We start from the raw sequence: 25,124 nt of genomic DNA, 5'->3' as shown, positions 1-25,124 counted from the left end.
GGTCAGCTTGGATCCCGGCTTTCGCCGGGATGAGCGGATGGGGAGTGAGAGGGAGAGGACAGGAACTGACGGCGGAACGAAAAAGGCCCCGCAGTCGCCTGCGGGGCCTCGGGTTCCGTGCGGAGAGGTGCGGGTTAGGCGGCGCCGCCCTTGTCGCGACGTTCGGCGTAGATCAGCAGCGGCTGGGCGCGGCCTTCCACGACCTCGGCGTTGACCACCACTTCCTCGACGCCGTCGTAGGTGGGCAGCTCGTACATGGTGTCGAGCAGGATGCCTTCCAGGATGGAGCGCAGGCCCCGGGCGCCGGTCTTGCGCTGGATGGCCTTGCGGGCCACCGCCATCAGGGCGTCCTCGGTGAAGGTGAGGCCCACGTTCTCCATGTCGAAGAGGCGGACGTACTGCTTCACGAAGGCGTTCTTCGGCTCGGTGAGGATCTTCACCAGGGCCTTCTCGTCCAGGTCGTCCAGGGTGGCGATCACCGGCAGACGGCCGATGAACTCCGGGATCAGGCCGAAGCGGAGCAGGTCGTCCGGCTCCACCTGGCGGAAGATCTCGCCCGTGCGGCGCTCGTCAGGATCGGCCACCTTGGCGCCGAAGCCGATGGAGGTGCCCTGGCCCCGGGCCGAGATGATCTTCTCCAGGCCGGCGAAGGCGCCGCCGCAGATGAACAGGATGTTGGTGGTGTCGACCTGCAGGAATTCCTGCTGGGGATGCTTGCGCCCGCCCTGCGGCGGCACGGAGGCGACGGTGCCTTCCATGATCTTGAGCAGCGCCTGCTGGACGCCCTCGCCCGACACGTCGCGGGTGATGGACGGGTTGTCCGACTTGCGGCTGATCTTGTCGACTTCGTCGATGTAGACGATGCCGCGCTGCGCGCGCTCGACGTTGTAGTCGGCGGCCTGCAGCAGCTTGAGGATGATGTTCTCGACGTCCTCGCCGACATAGCCGGCTTCGGTCAGCGTCGTGGCGTCGGCCACGGTGAACGGCACGTCGATGATGCGGGCGAGCGTCTGGGCCAGCAGGGTCTTACCCGTGCCGGTCGGCCCGATGAGCATGATGTTGGCCTTGCCCAGCTCGACGTCGTTGTTCTTCGTCGCGTGGTTCAGGCGCTTGTAGTGGTTGTGCACCGCGACCGAGAGGACCTTCTTGGCGTGGTCCTGGCCGATCACGTAGTCGTCGAGAACCTCGCGGATCTCCTTCGGCGTGGGGACGCCATCCTTCGACTTCACGAAGGAGATCTTGTGCTCCTCGCGGATGATATCCATGCACAGCTCGACGCATTCATCGCAGATGAACACGGTCGGCCCGGCGATCAGCTTGCGGACTTCGTGCTGGCTCTTGCCGCAGAAAGAGCAATAGAGCGTGCTCTTCGAATCTCCGCTCGCGGCCTTGGTCATGGTCGTTTCTCACTCTCTAGACGGCACGGCCGTACCGTGGCCCGCGCCGTCCCGCAGGACGTCTGCGCCCCTACAATGCAGAATACGCGCCGCGGGTTGTCTAAGTCTTGACAATCCCCGATCCGGCTAAGGATCACAACCCTTCGTTCGCCTGAAGGGCGAATGGCGACGCGGCGCCGCACCGAGCGGCGTTCGTGGCACCTAAATGGGATACCGCCCGAAATGGCACAAGAGTTCAGTGGGCCTGCGTCCCATGTCGAAACGCCTGACCCGAGCAGGCCGTCCGGAAGCGCGCCTGCAGGGCGACCGGTGGTCGCCTTTGACTTCGATGGCACGCTCACGGTGAAGGACAGCTTCACGGCCTTCCTCAAGTGGCGTGCCGGACCGGCACGCTATGCGCTGGGCCTTGCACGACTCGTGCCCGCAGCCGCGGCCTACCTGGTCCATCGGGACCGTGGCCGCATCAAGGCGGCGGCGGTGAAGGAGTTCCTGCACGGGGTGAGCCACGACGAGCTCGAGGCCGATGCCCGGCGGTTCGCCAAGACGCAGGCCGCCAGGCTGCTGCGCCCTGACGCCCTGGCCACCTGGCGCAAGTGGCGCGCCGAGCCGGTGACGCTGGTGATCGTCACCGCCTCGCCCGAGCTGCTGGTGGGCGCGTTCGCGGAGGATCTGGGGGCCTACACGGTGCTGGGGACCCAGCTGTCCTACGACGCGGACAACCGGGTGATGGGCGCCTTCTCCGGGCCCAACTGCCGCGGCGCCGAGAAGGTGGTGCGGCTGAAGGAGGTCTTCGGGCAGGACATGGTGCTGAAGGCGGCCTACGGCGACACCTCCGGCGACACCGAAATGATCGCCATGGCCGAGATCAAGGGCTACCGGGTGTTCACGGGCAAGCCGTGAGGCGTCCCGCCCTTGATGGGGAGGGACCCCTAGGGCCTGGGCAGGGCGAGAAGCTCACTCCAGGCGGCGCGGAGCTCGGATTCGAAGCGATCGCTGGAGAAGGCGGCGGCGGTGGCGGCACCGGCGATGCGGCGGGCCTCGAAGCGCTCACCGTCGCGGAGGGCGTCGAGGCGCTCGGCGAGGCGGTCGGCGATGGCGGCGTGATCGGCCGCGTCATCGAACCAATCGCCGTTGGCCGGGGCGGCGTACTCCAGCCCGCCCACCCCGTGATAGCCGACCACCAGAGCCCCGGCCGACATCGCCTCCAGCGGCGGCAGGCCCAGGCCCTCCTTCTCGCTGAGGCTTAGGAAGACCTCGCTGTCCTGGATGACCGCCGCGGCCTCGGGACGCGTGACGCCGGCGATCTCGCTCCAAGGGACGGCGGCGAGGTCGGGCCGGCGAGACAGCAGGACGCCCCGGATCAGCCGGGCTTCCAGCGCCCGCTTGCGAGTCATGCAGCAGACGCGCAGCGTCCGCGGCCGGAGCGGTTCGGCCGCGAACACCGGGTCGACGAAGACCCGCACCGCGGGGATGGGCCGGTCCCAGCCCATGGCCCGCAGGCGCTCGGCGCCGATCCGGCTGCCGGCGATGATCGCCTCGCAGCCCCAGCGGCGGATCGAGGCCATGTCGAGGAAGGCCTGGAAGCTGTAGTGCCAGTTCTGATTGTGGATGGCCTTGCGCGCCGGGCTGTTCATCACCGACAGCAAGCCCGCCGAGTGCATCTCGCCGCAGACCACCCAGTCTTCGGCGGTCAGGTCGGCCTCCAGCTGCCAGGGGCTCTCCAGGCCGGGCGGGAACTGCGGCCGGAACCCGGTCTCGCCCTTCGGCCGCACGATCAGGAAGCGGGCGTCGAAGCCCATCCGGCGCAGAGCCGCCACGTGCTCGAGGTTGATCAGCTGGCCGCCGGCCACGTGCACGCCGTCGGTGACGTAGAAGATCCGCAAGATGAGGCGCCTGGTCGCGAAAAGGGCGCACGCCGTCGCCGGCGCGCGCCCTCATCTAGCCCGAACGCGCGGGGATCGTCAGTCCTCGGAGTCGCGCTTTTCCCAGACGTGGTCCACGAGGCCCCAGTCGCGGGCCTCTTCCGCGGTCATGAAGTGGTCGCGGTCCAGGGTCTCCTCGACCTCCTGCACCGTACGGCCGGTGTGCTTGGCGTAAAGTTCGTTCAGCCGGCGCTTGGTCTTGAGGATGTCCTCGGCGTGGCGCTCAATGTCGGACGCCTTGCCCGAGAAGCCGCCGGAGGGCTGGTGGACCATGATGCGCGAGTTGGGGAGCGCGATGCGCTGGCCCTTTTCGCCGGCCATCAGCAGGAAGGAGCCCATGGACGCCGCCATGCCGAGGCAGAGCGTGATCACCGGGCTCTTGATGTACTGCATGGTGTCGTAGATCGCGAGACCGGACGTCACCACCCCGCCGGGCGAGTTGATGTACATCTGGATCTCTTTTTTCGGGTTCTCCGCCTCGAGGTGGAGCAGCTGGGCGCAGATCAGGCTGGCCATGCCGTCTTCCACGGGGCCGGCCAGGAACACGATGCGGTCCTTCAGCAGGCGGGAGAAGATGTCGTAGGCGCGCTCGCCGCGGCTCGTCTGCTCGACGACCATCGGCACGAGGCCGAGCGCGGTGGTGACGGGGTCACGCATAGGCAATGAAGTCCTTCCAGGAAGCTCGCTCGCGGGCTGCCGTAACCCGCATCCCCTCCGATATCGCGCGCCCAGCCCTGCGCCGCAAGGTGGCGGCGGCGCCGAAACGCCGCCGCCCCCTTGCTCAGCCGAACAGGAAGTCGCTCGCCCGGAGGCTCGCCAGCTCAACGCCCGCAAGCGTCACCGAGTTCGCCGGGTCGAGCGCGATGACCACGTCGGCGCCCGCCTGTTGCGCGTGGGTCAGGAGGTCGGCGTAGCTGCTGAACACGCCGCCCGCGAACTGCAGCTGGTCGCCGTGGTCGAAGTCCTGCACCACATCGCGGCCGAAGCCGGTCCCGAACACGAAACGGTCGTTCCCGTTGCCGCCGGTCAGGCGGTCGTCGCCCGCGTCGCCGAGAACAGTGTCGTTCCCATTGCCGCCGGAAAGGCTGTCGCGGCCCTCCCCGCCCGACAGGCTGTCGTTTCCGTTGCCTCCGTCGAGCCGGTCGATCCCCTGCCCGCCCAGCACGGTGTCGTTCCCGTTGCCGCCGGTGAGCGTGTCGGCGCCGCCCAGGCCGGAGACGTGGTCGCTGCCATTGCCGCCGTTCAAGGCCTCGTCCGCCGCGGTGCCGGCCACCGTGCTGGCTCCGTTGCCCGCGTTGATCGTCGCCCCGTCGGCCACGCCTGCGACCTGTACCTGGACCGTGGCTGTGCTGGTGGCGCCGTAGGCGTCGCGCATGACGTAGCTGAAGCTGTCAGTGACGGTCTGGCCCGGGCCTAGCAGGTCGAAGGCGTCGGCGTCGGCCACGTAGACCAGCTTGCCCGCTTCGATGGCCACATGGCCGCCGAGCGCCGTGGGCCCCACGGAGACCAGGGTCTTGGCGTCGTCGGCGTCCGGGTCGGTGTCGTTGGCCAACACGTCGAGCACGACGCTGGCGTCCTCGGCCACCGCGCCCGCGTCCGCGACCGCTGTGGGGGCCTGGTTGAACAGCTGGCGCAGCAGGACCTCGCCGTCGGCGAAGCGCAGCCACTCCACCCCGGTGAGAACGTCGCGCCCGTCAGGGCCGGTGACGATCACCTGGCCGTTCTCGCCCTGGACGATGGCGTAGGCCGCACGCGGGCCGCCGAAGATCGCGTAGTCCACGCCCTCGCCGCCCTGCAGGACGTCGTCACCCAGGCCGCCATTCAGGGTGTCGCCCCCCTCTCCGCCCGAGAGCGTGTCGGTTCCCTTGCCGCCGGAGAGCGCGTCCGCGCCGCCGCCGCCCGAGAGGCTGTCGCGGCCGTCCTTGCCCGCCAGGGTGTCGGCGCCGTCGCCGCCCGTAAGCACCTTGTCGGTGGGGGTGAGGTTGAGACCGACCAGGACCGGGTCGTGGTCCGAGACGCGGAACGGCACGGTCCTGTCGAAATAGGACGGGTCGCGGTTGGTGAGGTCGTTCGAGTCGTCGGCGTCGAGGTTGTAGTCGAGCGCGTCGGCCTCGTCGGAGTTGATGTGCCACTTGGTGGCGCCGGTCACCTGGCCCAGCAGCGAGCCGTTGACGAAGCCGTGGTCGAGCGACCCCAGGGTCCCGTCGAAGACGTAGGACCAGCTCTCGGGACCGAGCACCGGGGTGAAGCCGCGGGCGCGCAGGACGTCGATTGGATCCTCCTGCGGGTTGGCGTTGAAGTCGCCCAGCAGGATCACGTCGGTGTCGGTCGTGCCGGTGGGCAGGCTGGCCACGAAGGTGGCGAGCTGGTTCGCCTGGGCGACCCGGTCGGCGTTGGAGCGCCCCTGGCCATCAAGCTTGTCGGCGTTCTGGCCCGAGCCCGAGGCCTTGGATTTCAGGTGGTTGGCGACGGCGGTGAACTGGCCGCCGGTGGCCAGCTCCTCGAAGGTGACGGCGAGCGTCGGCCGATCATTCACTGCGCTGGAGTCGATGGCGATCACGGTGCCCGGCGCGATCCCGACCACGTCGTGCCTGTAGATGAAGGCCGTGGAGATGGCGTCCGTGCCCAGATAGTCCTGGCCGGGGTTCACCCAGCTGTAGACGTCCGCGCCGAGCCGGGCGTTGATCCGCTCGACGAGGAATGCCAGGGCGTTCCCCTCCACCACGCTGCTGGCGCCGGTGGAAAAGTCGTTCTCCATCTCGACCAGGGCCAGGACGTCGGCGTCGAGGGTGATCAGGGTGTCCACCAGCTTGTCCAGCTGGCGCAGGAACTCGGCCTCGCTGTTGGCGCCGCGGGGCTCCTGGCCGTTGTCGGTCCGCGAGCCGTCGTCGAGGGTGATGAAGAAGTTCAGGACGTTGAAGCTGCCAACCGTCAGCGTCCCGCCCACCTCGGCCGGAGCGTCCTCCCGCGGGTTGGTGTCGTCGAAGCGGTTTTGGCCGTCCTGCACGGCGCGGATGCGGAAGGCGTTGAAGCCATAGTCCAGCACGCCGGTGAGGTTCTGCACGCTGTCGCCCGCCTGGATGGCGGTCGCGGTGGACCAGGCGCCGCCCCCGTCCGGATTGGTGATCGGCCGCCAGGTCCCGTTCAGGCCGTCGTCGAGGATGATCGAGCGGCGGTCGATCTCGGCGTCGTAGGCGGCGAAGCCGCCGATGCTGGGCTCGTTGAACTGGGTGTAGGTGTAGGGCCGGCCGTCCGCCGCCTCGTCCACCAGGCCGGCCAGTCCGTCGCCCTCGGAGGCGTAGAGGCGCACCTCGCCCAGCCGGTCGAGTTCGCTCAGCTCGGTGACCACCAGCCGGCCAGGCACGGTGACCAGCATGCCTTCGAAGGCTTCCAGGCTGGCGTTCGGCAGGTCGAGCGTCACCGCGGAGGTCTCTTCGCCGGCGTCGGCGTCCAGCACCACCACCTCCGTGTCGACGAGCTGGGTCAGGCCAAACTGCTCGGACACGACGCCGATCACCCGGACCCGGGCGCCCAGCGGCAGGTCGGCGGGCAGCGCGAGGCCCGCCTGGTTGATGAACAGGCCCTCGGAGGTGGCCGCCGACGCGTCGAAGTCGGCGGTCTCCTCCTGGACGAAGAAGCCGGCGATGTCGCGCTTCGCATCCGCGTCGCCGCTCTGGAAATCGCCCACCACCACGGCCTCGATCATCACCTTCTGGCCGACCATGCCGCTGCCGGCGCCCGAGCCCTGGATGGCGCTGATCTTCGAGACGGTGAGGTCGTCGTTCTCGATCCGGCCGACGCCCTGGCCGTCGGCGATCACCACCCCGCCGGTGGCGCCGCTGAGCTTGATCAGGACGGTCTCGTCCGGCTCGGCCAGGGCGTCGCCCTGCACCGCCACCGTGACCGTCTTGCTCATCTCGCCAGCGGCGAACGAGAGCGTGCCCGCAGCCGGCGTGTAGTCGGACCCGGCCGCCGCGGTCCCGTCGGCGGTGGCGTATTCGACGGTGAAGGGGCCGGTCTCGCCCTGGCGGGTCACGCTGAAGGTGAGCACGGTCGCGCCGTCGTCGCCCTCGACCACGCTGGCGTCGCTGACGCTGACCGCCGCCCCGCCAACGGTGAACTGGGCGGGATAGGGTCGCGGACCTGCGTCGTCGGTGGTCCAGTTGGCGGGGTTGGCGATGGCGGCGCGGATGTCGGCGACCGAGCCGACCGTCGGGCCCGTGTAGGCGGCGTTGTCGGGCCCAAAGGCCAGCGCCGTGGACCCAACGGTGAGGCCGGGGGGGACCGCGGAGGTGTTGGAGCTGGTGGCGTTGGCCGCCCACGCGGTGTTGCCGTCTGCGAAGTCGACCGCGAACAGGAAGGTCGGGCTGGCCTGCGCCCCCTGGAACAGCAGGAACTGGTCGCCCGAGCCGGAGGGGTTCAGAGACCCTGTGAGGTTCGAGATCACGATCACCGTACCGGCCGCCGCCCCACCGGCCGGGGCGGTCCAGCTCCCGAAGCCCTCGCCGGTGCGGAAGGCGTTCGTCGCGCTGTTCCACCCGTTGTCGGTGTAGGAGACCTGGGTCCCCGCCTCGACGTCGCGCAGCAGGACGAACGCCAGGGACTTGGGCAGGGCCGTGGGGTGGTCGGCGGTTGTCGACTGATCGGCGCTGAAGCCGACCAGGGCGAGGTCACCGGCGGCGAGGGTCGTGGGCATGTCGTGCGTCACTCAGGCTGAAGCCGCGCCCCGGCGACGAGACGCAAGACGGCCCGCGCGCCAAGCGCGTCGCGGACCGGGCTCGGGTTTTTGATGAGGCCGGCGTCGCGCCGACGGTCCGGCATATGACGCCAGACTCCGGCGTTCGGCTACCCCGTTTGAGTGTCGGTTTTGTCGCCGTTCCGTGACAGTCGAGCTTGCGTTCGAGAGGGCGGCCAGGCGTCGTCCCGCACCTGCGGCGGACGGCCGCAGCCCGGATGTTCGCGTTCAGGCTTCAGTCGGCGTGGTCAAGCCGCAGGTGCGCCGTGTCGCGAAGGTCGTCGGCCACGTTGCGGAACCTGGCCGGGTCCTGGGAGGCCGCAAATAGAAGCGGCAGGTGGGTCGGGAACGAGCCGCGCATGATCACGCCGGGCGCCAGCTCGACGCCGTAGTACCACCAGTCAGCGGCGACCTTGGCGAGGTCCGGAGGCAGGTTGGCGGCGGTTCCGGAGGCGGTCTGCATCGTCAGATTCGGCTCGTTCATGTCTGCGCCTGAACGTCAGCGGCCATCCTGTCAACGTGGGGCGGCCATCACCCGAGACGCCGACGGCACCTGCCCTCACGCGGCGATGCGCTCCAGCCAGTCGCGGAGGACGGCCACGACCTGATCCGCCGGTGCGTAGCCGCGGGTGACGACCCCGAAGGCGCCGTCCGCATTGGGCCCGGCCACCAGGGTCGGGAAGCCGGTGACGCCGGCGCGTTGAGAGACGGCGTAGTCGCGCCAGGTCTCCTGCTTGGCCGCCTCCGTGTCCCATTCGGCCAGGAAGGCCTCGCGATCGGCGCCCAGTTCGCCGGCCAGATCGGCCAGCACCTCGCCCCGGGTGACGTCGCGAGCCTCGGCGTAGAACGCGCGCTGGAGCCGGCCGAGGTAAGTGACGGCCAGTTCCGGTTCGCTCCGGCGGAACACCACCACGGCGCGGGCCGCGGGATCGGTGTCGTAGACGAAGCCCTCGCCCAGCACGCCGGGGTCGAACGGCAGCCCCGAGGCGTCATGCACATGTCGCCAGTGGGTGGTGACCTCCAGCCGGGCGGCCTCCGTCATCGGGGTGTCTGTCCCCGGCCTGAGGCCGCCCATCACCAGGCGGATCGGAAGGGCGCGCCCGAACGCCCGACGGATCTCGTCGAGCGCCGGCGAGAAGCCGTAGCACCAGGAGCACATCGGGTCGGCGAAGTAGATGAGATGCGGGCCGTCCATGGCGAGCCTCCGTGGACGAACAGCATCGCAGGCGCGGCGCGGCAGGTCACGCCCGCAGGCAACCTCCTCACCGTGAGGTGAGGAAGCTTGGCAATACGCGCAATGCGCGAAACGGGCGGAGGACAGACCGCCGTGAGGAACCGTGCGAGCGTTAACCTCTAAAGGATTGCTTTTCCGCCGGAATTGCTCGCCAATACTCCGGTTCCCGGAATCCTGTCCCTCAGTGTGTGGGCAGCGTTCGGGAACCTTCGGCCGGGTTCGTACGCTGAAGCTTTATCGCGAGGGTTGTGCTGAATGGTCCAATACGCGGTCACCCTTAAGGACGGGGACTGGACAGTCTTCTGCGACGGGCAGCCCATGGAACGCGGCCTGTCCCGCTCCGCCGCAATCCAGATGGCCAAGGACCTGGCCTTCGATGCGGAAACCCGCGGAGAAATGGTCGAGCTGCTGATCCAGGGCTACTACGGCGACATGTCCCGCCGCGTGAGCGGCGGGGACGACGAGTAGCGCCTAGCGCCGAGCCGCCGACTTCGCCTCGCGCTTGGCGCGGGCTTCCGCCTTGGCCTGCGACTTCCGCGCCTTACGCTCGTCGCGCTTCAGCTGCAGCTGGAATTCCTCGTCGTTCGCCAGGGCTTCCTGACGCGCGCGCTCGGCCTCCTCCGCGGCGATCCGGGCGGCTTCCTTCTCGGCGGCGCGCTTGGCGCGGACTTCTTCCAACTCGCGCGCCTTACGCTGGGCGCGGGTCTCGAACACCTCGGGCTGCACCGTCGGCTTCGGCTTGAACTTCTCGAGCAGCGCCTTTCGCGCCGCGGCCTGGGACTCCAGCCGTTCGCTGAAGCCGCCGATCTTCATCTCTTTCATCGGGACTTTCTGAAGGGAAACTCGGTCCGCGAGGCAGAACCCCGCGGACCGCACTGGGTTGCCGGCTTAGCCGACGATTTCCTCGTCCGTGAAGAACTGCGCGATCTCGATCTTCGCGTTCTCCAGGCTGTCGGAGCCGTGGACGGAATTCTCGCCCACGCTCTCGGCGTAGAGCTTCCGGATGGTGCCGTCCGCGGCCTGGGCCGGGTTGGTGGCGCCCATGACTTCGCGGTAGCGGGCGACGGCGTTGTCGCCTTCCAGCACCTGCACGACGACCGGCTCGGAGATCATGAAGTCCACGAGCTCGCCGAAGAACGGGCGCTCCTTGTGGACGTCATAGAACTTCTCGGCCTGCTGGCGGCTCATGCGGATGCGCTTCTGGGCGACGATGCGGAGGCCGGCGTCCTCGATCACCGCGTTGACCTTGCCGGTCAGGTTGCGCCGCGTGGCGTCCGGCTTGATGATCGAGAAGGTGCGTTCGGTCATGGTCTTGTTCTTGGTCTTCCGACTACGGGGAAAGGCGCGGCGCGCGCGTGCGGCCGCGAAGTGGCGGGCTCTATAGCGGCTCGGCTCCGGCTCGCCAAGGCGCCGCGCGTCTGCTATGAGCGCGCCCCGTCAGGCGGCGGCGCGGTCTCTCACATCAAGCCCTGACGATCCTCATCGCGATCCGGCGCGCGCTGGTCCGCGCCCGCAACCCCCTGCCCGTCAGTCTCCATGCTTCTCATCCAGAACCTCGTCTTCGACGCCTGGGGCCGCCGATTCTTCGACGACGCCACGGCCAACCTTCCGAAGGACGCCAAGGTCGGCCTGGTCGGCCGCAACGGTGTGGGCAAGTCCACCCTGTTCAAGCTGATCAAGGGCGAGCTGGTCCCCGGCTCGGGCGAGATCAGCCTGCCGAAGGCCGCGCGCATGGGCTCGGTGGACCAGGAGCATCCGGCCACGCCTGTGCCGCTGCTCGACACGGTGCTGGCCGCCGACGTGGAGCGGGCGAGCCTGCTCTCGCGCCTGGAGACCGCGCCGCCCGAAGAGATGGGCGACATCTACAACCGGCTGATCGAGATCGACGCCGACCGGGCGCCCTCACGCGCCGCCGAGATCCTGGCAGGCCTGGGGTTCTCCAACGCTGACCTCAGCCGGCCGATGGCGGAGTTCTCCGGCGGGTGGCGGATGCGCGTGGCCCTGGCGGCGGCGCTGTTCGCCGAGCCGGACCTGCTGCTGCTGGACGAACCCACCAACTACCTCGACCTGGAAGGGGCGCTGTGGCTCGAGGCGCGGCTGCGGAAGTACCCGCACAGCGCCATGGTGATCAGCCATGATCGCGAGCTGCTGAACAATTCGGTGGACTACATCCTGCACCTGAAAGACGGGAAGCTGGAGCTCTACCCCGGCGGGTACGACAGCTTCGAGAACCAGGTCGCCGAGAAGCTGCGGCTGCAGGAGTCCATGCGGGTGAAGATCGAGGCGCGGCGCGCCCACCTGCAGTCCTTCGTCGACCGGTTCCGGGCCAAGGCGTCGAAGGCCACCCAGGCGCAGAGCCGGCTCAAGATGATCGCCAAGCTGCCGCCGATCTCGGCGGTGGTGGAGGAGCATGTGGCCCCCTTCCTGCTGCCCTCCCCCGAGCGGCCCCTGCCGCCGCCGATCCTGCGGCTGGAGGACGCCCAGGTGGGCTACGACGGGCCGCCGATCCTCAAGAAGCTGAACCTGCGGCTGGATATCGACGACCGGATCGGCCTGTTGGGCGTCAACGGCGCTGGCAAGTCGACGTTCGCCAAGCTGGTGGCCGGAGCCCTGGACGTGCAGGCGGGCCGGCTCACCCGTAGCCAGCGTCTGAAGGTGGGCTGGTTCCACCAGCACCAGATTGAGGCCTTGGATCCCACAGACACGCCGCTGGAGATCATCCGCCGAGCCATGCCGGAGGACACCGAAGCCAGGCGGCGTTCGAAGCTCGCCCAGTTCGGGTTCAACCATGAGAAGGTGGAAACCAAGATCGCCAGCCTGTCGGGCGGCGAGCGGGCGCGGCTGCTGCTGAACCTGGTGGCGATGGAAGCCCCCCACCTGCTGATCCTCGACGAGCCCACCAACCACCTGGACATCGACAGCCGCCGCGCCCTGCTGGACGCGCTGAACGACTACGAGGGCGCGGTGATCCTGATCACCCACGACCGCTCGCTGATGGAGCTGGTGGCCGACCGGCTGTGGCTGGCGGCGGACGGCACGATCGCGCCGTTCGAGGGCGACATGGAAGACTACGCCCGCTTCGTTCTGGACCGAGCCCGGGTGGCCGCTCGCGCGCCGACGCAGGTGAAGGCCGAAGCCGCGCCGCCGCCTCCTCCACCCCCGCCGCGCGCCAAGGTTCCGACAGGGCCGGCCCGGCGGCGCGCCGAGGCGGCCGAGGCGGCCCTGGCCCGGGCGAACGAGGCCCTGGCGGCGATCGACAAGGCGCTGCTGGACCCCGCGGTGTTCGCCAAGGACCCGCAGAAGGCGGCGGATCTCGGCCGCAGGCGCGACCAGGCCCAGGCCGCCGTTGAAGCCGCAGAGATGGAGTGGCTGGAGGCCCAAGAGGCCTACGAGACGTTGAAGCTTTCCGCCGGCTGAGCCGGAACCTCCGCACGGCAGAGCCGGTTACGGCCCCGGCTGTTCTGGGAGGTTCCGATGGGAGAGGCTGCGCCTGCGCGCCCGACGACGTTCGAGGGCTGCGCCGGATGGCTGCATCCGGCCGCGGGCGAGACGGGCGTGGTGCTGCTCAGTCCCTGGGGATTTGAGGCGCTGTGCACGCGGCGCGCGTTCCGGATGCTCGCGGACCGGCTGGCGGGCGCCGGCTACCCGACCCTGCGGTTCGACTGGCGCGGCACGGGCGACAGCCTGGGCGGCCTAGCGGATGTGGGTGGGCTGGACGAACTCGTCGCCAGCGCGCGCGCGGCGGCCGAGACCCTGCGCCAGCAGGCTGGCGTGCGGCGGATCGTGCTGGCGGGCCAGGGGCTGGGCGCGGCGGTGGCCCCCCTGGCGGCCCCGAGCGCCGGAGCGGCGGGGGTCGCCCTGCTGGCGCCGGTCGGCCGCGGTCGCGACCACCTGCGCGAACTCTCCGTCTGGGGCGCCATGGTGGCGGACAGCCTGGGCTTCGCGCCGGAGCCCGGCTCCGTGGCGGGCTTCGCCCTGCCGGACGCGCTAGCCAGGGAGGTCGCGGCGCTGGACCTCGGCCGTTTGGTCAAAGCGCCCGCGCCTGCGGCCCTGGTGGCGGCGCGTCCGGGCCGCGTAGGCGACCAAAAGCTGGCGGCGGCCCTGCGGGAGCTCGGCTGCGACGTCCAGGAGGTCGCCTACGAAGGCTATGAGGCGGCGATCGGCAATCCCACCGCAGCGCGCCCGCCGGTGGCGCTGATCGATGTGGTCGCGAACTGGATGGCCGAGCGGTTCCCGACCACGGCCAGCCCGCAGGAAGCCTCGGCCGCCGGCGTGGCCTCGGCGGTGCTGCAGGGCGACGGCTTCACCGAGGAACTGGCGCGGCTCGGGCCCGGCGAGCGCCTGGCCGGCGTGCTGTGCGAGCCGGAGGGTCCTCGCATCGGGGCCACGGTGCTGATGCTGAGCGCGGGCGGCGATCCGCACATCGGGTGGGCCCGGGCGAACGTCGAGCACGCCCGGGCGCTGGCCCGCGAAGGCGTCGCGTCGTTGCGGCTGGACGCCGCCGATGTGGGCGATGGCGCGGGGCCCCTGTCCGGCGAGCCGCCGAAACTCTATGCCGACGGGCCCATCGAAGACGCGCTGGCCGCGGTCGACTGGCTGGAGGCGCGCGGGTTCGGGCCTGTGCTGCTGACCGGGCGTTGCTCGGGCGCGTTCTCGGCGTTCAACGCCGCGGTGCGCGATTCACGGATCTGCGACCTGGTGCTCGTCAACCAGCGGCGGTTCGTCTGGGATCGCGACGGCACGGTCGAGCTCGCCACCGATCAGGTGGGCCACTACCAGCGCCAGGCGAAGGACCCCGTGAAGCTGCTGAAGCGGGCGCTGAGCGGCGAGATCGACCTCCTGCCGGCGGTCCTGAAGCTCGCTCGCGCGGCGGCGGCCATGGTGCTCGGGAAACTCGGCGGCCATGGGCGCAAGCTCGACGGCGCGGTGAAGGCCGCGTTCGGCGCGCTCAAGGGGCGCAACGTGCGGATGGTGCTGCTCTATGCCCGGGACGGCGAGGCGCACCGGGACTTCATCGGCTTCTTCGGCGAAGACGGCCGGCGGCTGCGCAAATGCGCCGACATCGAACTGGCCTTCCTCGACGACGCCGATCACGGCCTGACGCCGCGCCACGCCCGCGACGCCCTGCTGAGCCTGCTGAAGGACCGGGCGCTTTGGCCGCCGTCAGTCCGGCCGGTAGACGCCGAGGACGTGACCGCCCGGGCCGAGGACCTCGCCCTGAGGCCGGGCTCCCTCGGCGGCGTCGCCCCGGCGCACTAGGCGGACGCGCTTGGGCTGGTCCGGGACGAGCGGGAAGCCGTCGTCCACCGGGCGGAAATGGGCGTCTTCCACGTGGACGTAGCGGTGCAGGCCGCGCCCTACGAGGACGAGGTCTTCGCCGTCCAGCCGGGCTTCGACCTCGCCGCCTGACAGGCCGCAGCGCGGGCCCAGGAAGTGGAAGGCCTCGCTGACGGCAGCGCCGTCCACGATCAGCTGGGCGCGGACGCAGGCATGGGCTCGCAGGCCGAAGCGGTAGGCGTAGGAGAGGTCGAAGAACCGGCCCAGCAGGCCGAAGGCGGACACTTCCAGCGCCTGGCGGGCGGCCAGCTCCACCGGCCGGCGGACATCGGGAGAGGCCAGGCCCTGGTCGTCCAGGACGCTGAGGCGCACCTCGCCGGCGACGGGGCCGGCGGTCTCGTTGATCAGGTGGACCGCCAGGCCGTTGACGCCCTCGTCGCTGAGCAGGACCTGCACCGGCCGCAGCACGCGGGCCAGGGCGTAGAGGGCGGGCTTCGGCTCGTCCCGGGCGTCGATCAGGCCCCAGCCGGCGCCGGGCAGCTGGTCGCGGAGGGTCCAGACCAGGCCGCCGGCGCAGGGGGAGCGGGCGCGCCGCCATTCCGAGAACACCGCGGCCATTACCTCGCCGGAGACCAGGCGGGAGAGGTCGAGGTAGAGCGCGGGATCCTCCCGGCGCAGGCGATACGGATCCACCTCGAAGAGCTGGCGGAGGTAGTGGTCGCGGACGTCCTCGAAGTCCCAGCTGGCGCCGCGGTCCCGGGGCACGGCGGCCTTCCAGCGGGGATCGTGCACCGCGGGAACCGGCAGATGCTTCGCCAGGGTGCGGGGCTCGGGAACGTTGGCGAAGGCCAGGCACTCGGCGGCGAACTTCACCTCGGCGGCGCGGGCGTCGGCCAGCGGGCGCTCATAGGCGCCGACCCCGTAGAAGTGGGCCACCCCCTGGTCGGCGACGAAGGGCGCAGCGCCGCCGAACGGCGTGTTGGGAACATAGGGAACGTCTGGACGCAGGCGCGCGGCGGTCTGCGGCAGCACCTCGTCGAACAGCGGCCACTCCAGCGGCGGCAGGCCCATCATGGCGGCCTGCTGCATCACCTCGCTGCCCCCGCAGAGCACGGCCAGAGACGGCGCGCCCTGCAGGCCGGCGAGCACCGTCTCCGCCTCTTGGCGGACAACCTCCGCAAAGGCGGCGTCGGCGGCCGGGTAGTCGAAGTTGGCGAACATGAAGTCCTGCCAGACCAGGAGGCCAAGCTCGTCGCAAAGGTCGAAAAAGGCGCGGCTCTCGTAGACGCCGATGCCGCTCACCCGGACCATGTTCATGCCCGCGTCGCGGGCAAGCTGCAGAGCCGGCGCGTAGTGCGCCCGCTCGCCGCCGAGGTCGGGCGAGACCCAGCAGGCGCCGCGGCAGAACACCGGCTCGCCGTTGACCCGCAGGGCGAAGCCGCTGGCCGCCGTCTCGGCCTCGATGCGCCGGAAGCCGACCCGGCCGAGCTCGACCGTCTCGCCGCCGGCGTCCAGCTCGACGGCGTAGAGCGGCTGGGGCCCATGGGTGTGCGGCCACCAAGGCTCGGCGTCCGGCTCCACCACGGCGCGCCAGCGGCCCTCGCCGGCAGGCCAGAGCGCGGCGGAGGCGCTGGCGCAGGTGATGCGCGCTCCGGCCGCGTCATCGAGGGCGAGGTCCACAGTGAGGCGCGCCCGCCCGTCCCAGTCGGCCTGCAGGCGCACCTCGCGCGGATCGACGGCCGGGATCGCCTCCACCCGCACCGGGCGCCAGGGTCCGACGAGGTCCTCCCGCGGCCGGAAGCCCGGCAGGTGGCCAAGTAGGCTATGGCGCACCAGGCGCAGGCCCTGGGCCTCGATCATCGCCGGTCGCCAGCGCGCCCTGGGCCCCCTCGCCTGCAGCCGCGCGTCGAGGGCGCGGAAGCAGAGCCACAGCGTGGCGCCCGCCGCCAGGTCCACATCCACGACGTGCGGCTGGAACATGCTGTCCGCCGCCAGCAGCGGAACCTCGTCGAGCCAGGCCTCAGCCAGGGTGGCCAGGCCGTCGAAGGCAAGGCGCCGAGGCCCGCTCTCCGGCAGGGCCACCCGATACCACACGTCCTGGTCGTGCAGCGGATGCGAAGGCCGTCCGGCCCGGGCGAGGTCGCGGGCGGCGAGGCCCGGGACGCTCGCCGGGACCCAGCCGGCCAGTTGGGCGGCCTGCCGCGGGCCGCCGCAGGCGCCGGCCGGCGTCACGGTCAGGGACCAGCCTTCGGTGAGGCGGCCCATGCCTCAGGCGGCGTCGCGGACGGCCTGGGCCTCGAACAGCGCGTCCCAGGCGTCGGCGGCGGGCTCCAGGGCGGGCGCGAGCGTGTCGAACCGGCGCCGGGCCAGCGCGCGGGCCAGCTGGAACTGCGCGGCCTTCGCCGTCTCCGCGATGGTGTGGCAGTGGGCGATCCGCGCATCCGTGCCGTCTGAGAGCCAGTCGAGACAGGCGGCCAGCATGGCGAAGTTCGCCCCTAGCAGGCGCGGGTTATGGAAGGCGAAGTCGTGGAAGGCCTGCTCGCCCTGCCCGGCCAGCGCCTCAGCCCGCTCCGCATAGACCTGCTGGAAGAGGCGGATCGGGTTCTGGGCGGGCCGCCGCGCCCAGTCCCGCGCCAGGATGGCGGCGGCGCGCGCCTTCAGCTCAGCCTGGCTGAGCCGGATGGGCTCGAGGGTGGTGAATTCCACATAGGGCCGGAACGGCCGGTCGTCCGGCGCGGCCGGCCGGAACAGCTGGTCGAAGTCCTCGCCCTCGAGGGCGAAGTAGCCGGCGTTGTGGAAGTACTCGAGCCGACGAGCGTCGACGTCGATGGCGTTGATCCCCACCGTGGTTTTGCCGTGCTGGACCCGATAGGCGGCCTGGCCGGTGTCGGGCAGCCAGAAGGGGTCGAGCTCCACCAGGCATAGCCGGCCGCGGGCCATCTGACGCAGGACATGCGCTTCCACCGGCTCGTAGATGGCCAGCTCCTGGACGCGCAGGCCGTAGAGCGTCTCCAGATCCTCCAGCGGGACTTTGGAGAAGCCGAACTGGTCGCCCTCGAAGTCCTGACGCGCGGTGAAGCCCATGGCGGCCTCGGGCGGCAGGCCAAGGGCGTTCAGCAGCTCGATCCAGAGGTCGAGGTAGCAGTTGGTCTCGGGCCAGCAGCGGTCGGGCGCGTGGAGCGGATGCGGCTGGTGGACCTCGGGACGGATCGGCAGCAGGCGTGGCACGCGGCTCAGCCCCAGAGCGTACGGCGGACGCCCGCCGGCCAGTCGGCGGGGTCGAAGCCGTGGTGGCGGAACAACGCGAGCGCGATCCGCTCCAGGCCGAAGCCGACGCAGGCGGTGTGCGCCGGCCCGCCGTCGGCCAACCGCACGCCCCAGGTGTGGGCGAAGTGGTCCTGGTGGTAGTTGAACGACAGGCAGGCGGTAGGCTGCGGATTGGCCACCGGGATGACCATCTCCAGCTTGAGGCCCTGCTCGCGCTGGTTGACCTTCATCATCTTGCCGGCCCGGCCGAAGAACGGGTCGTTGGCCGGTACGACGTCGAAGGGCAGCTCCAGGGCAGTGATCATCTGCCTGGCGCGCTCCACCCACATCTCGCGGAAGGCGGTGACCTGGGCGGCGGTCCCCAGCCGCACGTACTCGCGCATGCGGAAGAGCTGCATGCGGGCCGGATCGGGACTCGGTTCGTGGCGGAAGCAGTAGGACTGCACGTCGAACAGCCGGCCGTCCGGCGGCAGCGGGCCCTGGGCGGCCACCATCGGATAGATCGGGTAGCAGGCCGCCGGAGTGAGCGCGATCTCTGTGGCCTGTTGGCCGGCGGTCCAGTCCTCGCCTTTCGACAAAGCCTGAAGCAGGCTCATGTGGTCGTGATCGCCGCCACAGAAAGAATGGACGGTTCCCGCAAGTTGCGGGAAGCTTTTCATGTAACCGCTGGTCTCCAGCTGCCGGCGGGTCATGGCGGGCGGGAAGCGGATCACCTCGGGCGCGTCCTGGGTCCCTTCGGCGGTGACCAGGCCCTCGAACCTGACGATGACGTCCTCGAAGACACCGCTTCGGCCATAGAGACCGTCGACCCCTGTGGGGATCAGAAGCCCGCCGGCGATGAGCTGGTCGAGGTAGCTGACGGTGGCGTCCATGAATCAAGCCTTCCGGGCGGGTTTGCGCTGGACCAGCAGCAGCTGGCCCGCGCTGGCGAGGATGCGATCGTTGCCGATCATCAGGCGGGCGGAGTGGATGTCGCGCAGGTGTCGGCCAAGGCTGAAGGGGCCGCCGTTCTTGTAGCCCTGCAGGCCGGCGATCATCAGGCAGGCGTCGACCACCTCGAGCGCCGTGGTGGAGACGGCGACCTTGAGCGCATTCATCGCCAGGGCGAGGCTGAGGCTGGAGGCGCCCGGGTTGGCGCGAGCCTCCTCCCAGCGGGCCAGGCACTCGGCGATAGTCCCTTCGATCATCCGCAAGCGGGTGAAGGCCTCTGCCAGCTTCGGCGCGCTCGGCGGCAGGGCGCCCGGCTGCTTCTTGGCCTCAGCGGTGACCAGGGCCTGCGCGCGCGCGACGGCGTCGCCGGCCACCCCGGCCCAGACGCTGCTCCACAGGAGGTGGGAGATCGCCACCATGCTCTCGGCGGCGATGTCGGCGAAGGGCTTGGGCAGGATCTGGCCGGCCTCCCCTTCGCCCTTCAGGCGGTAGCCGTGGCTGCAGGTGCCGCGCATGCCCAGGGCGTCCCAGGTGGTGAACCGCTCCAGCTGGCAGGCGTCCGCCATCAGGACCACCAGCACCTGGTCGGACGAGGGCGCATCAGGATCGCGGCGCGCGGTGGCGAAGATGGCGTCGGCCTGCTCGCCGTAGGAGATCACCGGCGCTGTCTTGGCGAGGGTGAAGCGCTGGCCGTCGCACTCGACTGCGCAGATGGACTGGCGCAGGTCGCCGCCGACCCCCGCCTCGGTTGTGGCCGAGGCGAAGAGCAGCTGATCCGCCACCGCGCGCTGCAGAAGCTCGCGGCACCAGGCGCTCTCCAGGCCACAGTCGATCAGGTTGGCCATGTTGATCTGGTGCATGGCGAAGACCATGCCGGCCGAGGCGCAGGCCGCGCCGAGACTGCTGCAGATCGACGCCAGCTCCGCCAGGCTGGCGCCTTCGCCGCCGTGCTCGGGAGGCACGGCCACACCCAGCAGCCGACCGGCCCGCATGGCCTGAACGGCCTCGGCCGGGAAGCGGCCGTCTCGGTCCACGGTCTCCGCGTGCTCGGCCGCTACCGCGACCGCCGCGCGGACCCGTTCAGCCAGGCTCTCGCCGACGACGGGTCCAAGGGGCTTCATGCGGCGAGCTTTCCAGGCGCGAGCGTCTCGACGGCCTGGGCGATGGCGGCCACGCTGCGGAAGGTGGTGCGTGTGAGCATCTCCTCCGGGAACTCGATCTCGAACGCCTCTTCCAGGGCCAGCATCAGCTGGACGGAGGCGAACGACTTCATGCCGGCGCGGTAGAGGTCGGTGTCGTCCTCCAGAACGGCGCCAGCCGGCAGACCCGCGTGGGCCGCAACCAGGTCGCGGATGGTCTCGGTCAGCATATTTCAGCCCCAGTTTCGACAAAATCCAACAGCCGCGCTTTCAAACACCGGGGCTCGCGCTTCGTTGCAAAGCTCCGAAAAATCCGCGCCATAGCCACGCTTGAACAGGCCTTCGGTCCAACGGAACCGTAGCGGCGGTCAGCGGTTGCTGCCGGTCGGGTACGCGTGGAGTGCGAGACGGCCGATGGCGAACAATCTCAGGAAGATGGCCCCGTTGCTGGTGCTGGCGGGGATGGCCCTGATGCCCAGGCGCGCCGGGCCGGCAGGCCGACGTGCGGGCCCCGCGCGCCGCCCCCTCCCCGACGCCCGGCGGGCCGAGCCGGCGGCTCCGGCGGCTCCGGGGGCGGCCGGCCAGGGGCTGAGCGACCAACCCACGCCCGACCGCCACGCCACTCATCCCGCCGACATGCACGACCCGGCGCGTGGCCGGCAGGCGGACTCCCCCCGCGAGATCCCGGCCAAGGGCTGGAAGGACATCCTGCTGCGGACCAAGAAGGAGTTTGGCGAGGACCAGATCCCGCTGGTGGCCGCCGGCATCACCTTCTACTCCCTGCTGGCCATGTTCCCGGCGCTCGGCTCGTTCGTGGCGCTCTACGGCCTGTTCGCTGACGTCAGCCAGGCGCAGCAACACCTGCAGACCCTCTCAGTGATCCTGCCCGGCGACGCCCTGCGGTTTCTCGGCGAGCAGATGATCCGCATCTCGGCGGCGAGCGAAGGCGGGCTGTCCCTCGCCTTTGTCGGCGGCCTGCTGCTGTCGTTGTGGAGCGCCAACGGGGCGATGAAGGCGATGATCACCGCCCTCAACATCGCCTACGACGAGACGGAGAAGCGCGGCTTCTTCAAGAAGATCCTGGTGTCGCTGGCCTTCACTGTGGGGTTCCTGCTGTTCGGCATCTGTGCGATCACCGCCATCGCCGCGCCGCCGGCCATCGAACGGTTCCTGGGGGCGGCCCCGGCCACGATGTTCCGCTGGATCACCTGGCCGGCGCTGCTGGCGGCGCTCGGCTGCGGCCTGGCCCTGCTCTACCGCTTCGGCCCGAGCCGCCACCGGGCCAAGTGGACCTGGATCAGCTGGGGCAGTGGCGCGGCGCTGCTGCTGTGGGTGGCGGCCTCGGCGGCCTTTTCCATCTACGTCGCCAACTTCGCCCACTACGAGAAGACCTACGGGTCCTTGGGCGCGGCGATTGGCTTCATGATGTGGATCTACTTCTCGAGCCAGGTGATCCTGCTCGGCGCCGAGCTGAACTCCGAGATCGAGCACCAGACGGCCAAGGACACGACCGTCGGGCCGGAGAAGCCGCTAGGGGCCCGTGGCGCGGTCATGGCGGACACGGTGGGCGCGAAGCAGGGCAAGTAGACCCCTGCGTCGCGGCGACCTCGCCATAAGAAAACGGCCGGGGCGCGCCCCGGCCGTTCAATGTGGGTCTCAGGACCGGCCGATCAGGTGATGTGCTTGGGGCTGATCGGGTCCGAGCCGGGGAAGGTCTCCTCCACCGCCTCGTCGAGCAGGGCTTCCTGCCGGTCCTCGGACTGGGCTTCCTTGTCGGCCAGCTGGTCGAACTTCTCCCCCTCCTGCAGCGGCTCGGCCTGGCGGGCGTGCGGCGTCTCGATGTGGCGATCTTCGCCGCTGACGCCGTCCTGCGGCGCCGCATCGGCGGTCGCGCCGCTGGAGCCGTGGGTGAAAGCCCGCTTGGCTTCATCGTCGGTTTGTTTGTGAGGCATCGCGCGCTCCTGTTTCCGTCTTCGCCGTAACCCGCAAGGCCGCGGAGCGGTTGCGCGCCAGCGCAAGTTGCGAGCTCCCGAAAACACATCCGGCGCGGAGTCGCGCGACGCCCGGAGTTCTGCTTTTGTTCGCTGCCTCAGCGCAGGAGTTCCCCTTGGTTCGCGTACGATACACCGGCATCACCCAGGCCAAGGAAGCGTTCGACGCGCTCCGGCCCTTTCACGGGCACCTCGTGCGCCTGCAGACCAACTGCCGGCCGTTCGGACCCGACTACATGATCCTCGACGCGGTGAAGAAGGCGTTGTCCACGGCCGCCTACCACTTCACTGGGGAGCCGGACTTCTTCGCGCTCAAGCCGCCGCGGTCGTGACCCCGCTTCACATCGACCTCGGCGCGCCGCTGAGCTTGGCGGAGACCCATCCCGGCAGCCGGGTGGAGCTGTTCTGCGGCTCGTGCACCTGGTCGCGCAGCTACCGGCCGGACCGCATTGTCGCAGGTCTGCAGGCCAAGAAGCTCGGCGACCGGCAGACCGCCATCGCGGCGGTGGCGCACCTGGTCCACTGGCCCTGCCCCGGCTGCAACCGGATGCGCTGGGGCTCCCGGCTGCTGACGCCATAGCCCGAAAGTCACCGAAACCCGAATCAACGTGGTTTCGGAAATCTTAGGATTTCCCCTGTATGCTCCGAAGGTTGCCTGCACGGGACCGCAGGCCTGCATGGGGCTACCTGAGATGACTTTCCGCGCAATGCTGTTTGCGGCCGCCTCGGCCGGGACGCTGTGGGCCGGCGGCGCCGCCGCCCAGCCGACGACCGTGAACGCCGAGGTTGAGGAGCTGGTTGTCACCGGCACGCGCACCGAGGGCCGCTCGCGGCTCGAGAGCCTCGCGCCCGTGGACGTGCTGCAGGGCGATGTTCTGGCGCGGCAAGGCAATGGGGCCGAACTGGCCCAGGCCCTGGCCAATCTGACCCCCGCCGTGAACTTCCCGCGTCCAGCGATCACCGATGGTTCGGATCACGTTCGCCCGGCGACCCTGCGCGGGCTGCAGCCCGACCAGACGCTGGTGCTGATCAACGGCATGCGCGGGCACACTTCGGCGCTGATCAACGTCAACACCTCCATCGGCCGCGGCGCCTCGGCGTTCGACCTGAACACCATTCCGACCGTCGCGGTGCAGCAGGTGGAGGTGCTCCGCGAGGGCGCAGCCGCCCAGTACGGTTCCGACGCCATCGCCGGCGTGATCAACATCCGTCTGCGCGAGGCCCGCGAGGGCGGCGGCGCGGTGCTGAACTACGGCATCCACGACACAGAGGTGAAGACCTCCCGCGGCGAGCGCAAGGCCCACGATGGCATGACCCAGTCGGTCTCCATGTGGCAGGGCCTTCCGCTCGGCGACGAGGGCTTCGTGACCCTGTCGGGCGAATACCTGCTCCGCAAGTCGACGAACCGCTCCGACTTCGCCAACGCCACCGCCCTGCCCGCCTACGGCCGCCCGATCGTGCTCGGCCGGTACGGCGACCCGGAGCTGCGCAGCTGGTCGCTCTACGCCAACGCCGGCCTGCCGCTGAACGAGACCTGGGAAGCTTACGGCTACGCCGGCTACCAGCGCCGTGACACCAGCGCCGCGGCGACCGCCCGCGCGTACAACAACGCCAACAACGTCCCGGCGGTCTATCCGGGCGGCTTCCTGCCGAAGATCGACACCGACATCGTGGACTACAACGTCCAGGGCGGCGTGCGGGGCGAAATGGCGGGCTGGCGCACCGACCTCGGCGTCTCCTACGGCAAGAACGAGCTCGAGTACTACACGGTCAACTCGATCAACGCGTCCTTCGGCGCGGCCTCGCAGCGTAACTTCTACTCGGGCATGCTGGGCTACGACCAGTTCCTGGTGAACCTGAACGTCTCGCGCGGCTTCGACTTCGGCATGGCCAAGCCGCTGAACGTCGCGGCGGGCGTGGAATACCGGCGCGAGGGCTTCGAGATCGGCGCGGGCGAGCCAGCGTCCTACACGCAAGGCCCCGATCCGTCGAAGGCGGGTCTGTCGCAGGGCTTCGGTGGCTTCCGGCCGTCGAACGCCACCGATGTGAACCGGCACAACTGGAGCGCCTACCTCGACGTGGAAGGCCAGCTGACCGACGCCATCGGCTTCGACGTGGCGGCGCGCTACGAGGACTATTCGGACTTCGGCTCGGAAGTGACCGGCAAGCTGTCGGCCCGCTGGGACCTCAACGAGAACATCGCCCTTCGCGGCTCGGTGTCGACCGGCTTCAAGGCCCCGGCGCTGCAGCAGCAGTTCTTCACCTACACCTCCACCAATAACACCCTGGTGGGCACGACCTTCCAGCTGATCGAGGTGGGCACGTTCCCGGTGTCGAGCCCGGTGGCCCGGGCGCTCGGCGCCCAGCCGCTCGAGCCTGAGACCTCCACCAACTACTCGCTGGGCCTGGTCTATCGTCGCGGCCCCTTCGAGCTGACCGTGGACGCCTACCAGATCGAGATCGAGAACCGGATCGTCCTGTCCGAGAACCTGCCGAACAACAACACGCCGGCGGCGACCGCGGCGGCGATCCGCACCATCCTGCAGCCCTTCGGGATCAGCGCCGCCCGGTTCTTCATCAACGGCGTCGACACGACCACCAAGGGCGTGGACGCCGTGGCGCGCTACCGGTTCGACCTGGGCGACAGCCGCCTGGACCTGACCGCGGCCCTGAACCTGAACTACACCAACATCACCAAGACGCCGGACCTGCCGGCGATCACCAGCCTGCCGCAGCCGACCTTCCTGTTCGACCGCCAGGCGCGGCTGACCTTCGAGAAGGGCACGCCGGAACGGAAGCTGGTGCTGTCCGGCGACTGGTCTCGCGATCGGCTGGGGGCGACCGTGCGGATGACGGCCTATGACAGTGTGCTGCTGCCGCAAAACGCCCTCGGCTCGGACCAGACCACGGGCAACGCCGCGCTGGTGGACCTGGAGGCCCGCTACGAGGTGCTCGAGGACCGCGCCACCCTCGCCTTCGGGGTGAACAACGTGCTCGACGAGTACCCGAACTACACGCCGGGCTTCGTCAACTCGCCGACGGGCTCGATCGGCTTCCCGGGCTACTCGCCGTTCGGCTTCAACGGCCGGTTCCTGTACGGCCGACTGAGCGTGAACTGGTAAGACGCGCCGCCCAACTTGAAGGGCGTTGCGAGAGACGGCGCGGGGCTTCGGTCCCGCGCCGTTTTCACGTCCGGCGACGACGTCTAGCCACGGTCAAGCTTGTCCACAGC

General features: G+C 70.1%; 22 protein-coding genes. 8 read left to right on the top strand and 14 right to left on the bottom strand.

Annotated features, from left to right (window positions below; translation table 11 throughout):
* Positions 1-134: 134 nt before the first annotated feature.
* Positions 135-1,397, bottom strand: a complete 1,263-nt coding sequence (gene clpX / locus VIL67_RS06450; RefSeq protein ID WP_332048050.1) for an ATP-dependent Clp protease ATP-binding subunit ClpX — start codon at positions 1,395-1,397, stop codon at positions 135-137.
* A gap of 222 nt (positions 1,398-1,619) precedes the next feature.
* Here clpX and VIL67_RS06445 point away from each other — a divergent pair, with 222 nt between their 5' ends.
* Positions 1,620-2,297 carry an HAD-IB family hydrolase gene (locus tag VIL67_RS06445; protein ID WP_414696188.1) on the top strand — a complete coding sequence of 226 codons (678 nt, stop codon included), beginning with the start codon at positions 1,620-1,622 and terminating at the stop codon, positions 2,295-2,297.
* A gap of 29 nt (positions 2,298-2,326) precedes the next feature.
* Here VIL67_RS06445 and VIL67_RS06440 read toward each other — a convergent pair whose 3' ends face one another.
* The 5 genes from VIL67_RS06440 to VIL67_RS06420 form a co-directional block, all read right to left on the bottom strand.
* The gene (locus VIL67_RS06440) at positions 2,327-3,280 is read right to left on the bottom strand and encodes a glycosyltransferase (RefSeq protein ID WP_332048048.1); all 954 of its coding nucleotides are present in this window, start codon (positions 3,278-3,280) and stop codon (positions 2,327-2,329) included.
* A gap of 78 nt (positions 3,281-3,358) precedes the next feature.
* Positions 3,359-3,976 carry an ATP-dependent Clp protease proteolytic subunit gene (locus VIL67_RS06435; protein WP_332048047.1) on the bottom strand — a complete coding sequence of 206 codons (618 nt, stop codon included), beginning with the start codon at positions 3,974-3,976 and terminating at the stop codon, positions 3,359-3,361.
* 124 nt (positions 3,977-4,100) lie between these two features.
* Complete coding sequence (locus tag VIL67_RS06430; protein WP_332048046.1) at positions 4,101-8,015, bottom strand: ExeM/NucH family extracellular endonuclease; 3,915 nt, start codon at positions 8,013-8,015, stop codon at positions 4,101-4,103.
* Positions 8,016-8,289: 274 nt separating this feature from the next.
* Positions 8,290-8,538 (bottom strand): hypothetical protein, encoded by a 249-nt coding sequence (locus VIL67_RS06425; RefSeq protein ID WP_332048045.1) that lies wholly within the window; start codon positions 8,536-8,538, stop codon positions 8,290-8,292.
* A 75-nt stretch (positions 8,539-8,613) separates the two neighbouring features.
* On the bottom strand, positions 8,614-9,249 hold the full coding sequence (locus VIL67_RS06420; RefSeq protein WP_332048044.1) for a DsbA family protein: 636 nt from the start codon (positions 9,247-9,249) through the stop codon (positions 8,614-8,616).
* A 294-nt stretch (positions 9,250-9,543) separates the two neighbouring features.
* Between VIL67_RS06420 and VIL67_RS06415 the strand changes: the two genes are divergently transcribed.
* On the top strand, positions 9,544-9,756 hold the full coding sequence (locus VIL67_RS06415; RefSeq protein WP_332048043.1) for a hypothetical protein: 213 nt from the start codon (positions 9,544-9,546) through the stop codon (positions 9,754-9,756).
* 3 nt (positions 9,757-9,759) lie between these two features.
* On the opposite strand, the gene VIL67_RS06410 is transcribed toward VIL67_RS06415, so the two are convergent.
* The gene (locus VIL67_RS06410; RefSeq protein ID WP_332048042.1) at positions 9,760-10,110 is read right to left on the bottom strand and encodes a DUF6481 family protein; all 351 of its coding nucleotides are present in this window, start codon (positions 10,108-10,110) and stop codon (positions 9,760-9,762) included.
* A gap of 66 nt (positions 10,111-10,176) precedes the next feature.
* On the bottom strand, positions 10,177-10,596 hold the full coding sequence (gene ndk, locus VIL67_RS06405; protein WP_332048041.1) for a nucleoside-diphosphate kinase: 420 nt from the start codon (positions 10,594-10,596) through the stop codon (positions 10,177-10,179).
* 228 nt (positions 10,597-10,824) lie between these two features.
* On the opposite strand from ndk, the gene VIL67_RS06400 reads away from it, so the two are divergent.
* Positions 10,825-12,705 carry an ABC-F family ATP-binding cassette domain-containing protein gene (locus VIL67_RS06400; RefSeq protein WP_332048040.1) on the top strand — a complete coding sequence of 627 codons (1,881 nt, stop codon included), beginning with the start codon at positions 10,825-10,827 and terminating at the stop codon, positions 12,703-12,705.
* Positions 12,706-12,762: 57 nt separating this feature from the next.
* Entirely contained in the window at positions 12,763-14,547 is a 1,785-nt protein-coding gene (locus tag VIL67_RS06395) for a serine aminopeptidase domain-containing protein (protein WP_332048039.1), read from the top strand.
* Here the strand turns inward: VIL67_RS06395 and VIL67_RS06390 are convergent.
* Genes VIL67_RS06390 through VIL67_RS06370 form a run of 5 tightly spaced genes read right to left on the bottom strand, consistent with a single transcriptional unit; the run spans position 14,452 to position 20,131 of the window.
* On the bottom strand, positions 14,452-16,830 hold the full coding sequence (locus VIL67_RS06390) for a glycoside hydrolase family 2 protein (RefSeq protein ID WP_332048038.1): 2,379 nt from the start codon (positions 16,828-16,830) through the stop codon (positions 14,452-14,454). The genes VIL67_RS06395 and VIL67_RS06390 overlap by 96 nt on opposite strands.
* 3 nt (positions 16,831-16,833) lie before the next feature.
* Positions 16,834-17,793 carry a DUF1839 family protein gene (locus tag VIL67_RS06385; protein ID WP_332048037.1) on the bottom strand — a complete coding sequence of 320 codons (960 nt, stop codon included), beginning with the start codon at positions 17,791-17,793 and terminating at the stop codon, positions 16,834-16,836.
* 5 nt (positions 17,794-17,798) lie between these two features.
* Complete coding sequence (locus VIL67_RS06380) at positions 17,799-18,704, bottom strand: amino acid--[acyl-carrier-protein] ligase (protein WP_332048036.1); 906 nt, start codon at positions 18,702-18,704, stop codon at positions 17,799-17,801.
* 3 nt (positions 18,705-18,707) lie between these two features.
* Positions 18,708-19,883 (bottom strand): acyl-CoA dehydrogenase family protein, encoded by a 1,176-nt coding sequence (locus VIL67_RS06375; protein WP_332048035.1) that lies wholly within the window; start codon positions 19,881-19,883, stop codon positions 18,708-18,710.
* A complete protein-coding gene (locus VIL67_RS06370) occupies positions 19,880-20,131 on the bottom strand; it encodes an acyl carrier protein (RefSeq protein ID WP_332048034.1) in 252 nt (83 codons plus the stop codon). Before VIL67_RS06370 ends, VIL67_RS06375 begins: the two co-directional genes overlap by 4 nt.
* Before the next feature lie 184 nt (positions 20,132-20,315).
* Between VIL67_RS06370 and VIL67_RS06365 the strand changes: the two genes are divergently transcribed.
* A complete protein-coding gene (locus tag VIL67_RS06365; protein WP_332048033.1) occupies positions 20,316-21,488 on the top strand; it encodes a YihY/virulence factor BrkB family protein in 1,173 nt (390 codons plus the stop codon).
* Between the two features lie 83 nt (positions 21,489-21,571).
* On the opposite strand, the gene VIL67_RS06360 is transcribed toward VIL67_RS06365, so the two are convergent.
* On the bottom strand, positions 21,572-21,853 hold the full coding sequence (locus VIL67_RS06360) for a hypothetical protein (protein ID WP_332048032.1): 282 nt from the start codon (positions 21,851-21,853) through the stop codon (positions 21,572-21,574).
* Between the two features lie 155 nt (positions 21,854-22,008).
* On the opposite strand from VIL67_RS06360, the gene VIL67_RS06355 reads away from it, so the two are divergent.
* From VIL67_RS06355 to VIL67_RS06345, 3 genes are all read left to right on the top strand, one after another.
* The gene (locus VIL67_RS06355; protein WP_332048031.1) at positions 22,009-22,224 is read left to right on the top strand and encodes a hypothetical protein; all 216 of its coding nucleotides are present in this window, start codon (positions 22,009-22,011) and stop codon (positions 22,222-22,224) included.
* On the top strand, positions 22,221-22,472 hold the full coding sequence (locus tag VIL67_RS06350; protein WP_332048030.1) for a hypothetical protein: 252 nt from the start codon (positions 22,221-22,223) through the stop codon (positions 22,470-22,472). The genes VIL67_RS06355 and VIL67_RS06350 overlap by 4 nt, the downstream gene beginning before the upstream one ends.
* A gap of 112 nt (positions 22,473-22,584) precedes the next feature.
* Complete coding sequence (locus VIL67_RS06345; protein WP_332048029.1) at positions 22,585-25,014, top strand: TonB-dependent receptor plug domain-containing protein; 2,430 nt, start codon at positions 22,585-22,587, stop codon at positions 25,012-25,014.
* Positions 25,015-25,124 lie beyond the last annotated feature (110 nt).

It is taken from the genome of Phenylobacterium sp., from assembly GCF_036563385.1.
In the GTDB taxonomy this organism is placed as follows: domain Bacteria; phylum Pseudomonadota; class Alphaproteobacteria; order Caulobacterales; family Caulobacteraceae; genus Phenylobacterium.
This window is presented reverse-complemented; position numbering and strand designations above follow the sequence as displayed.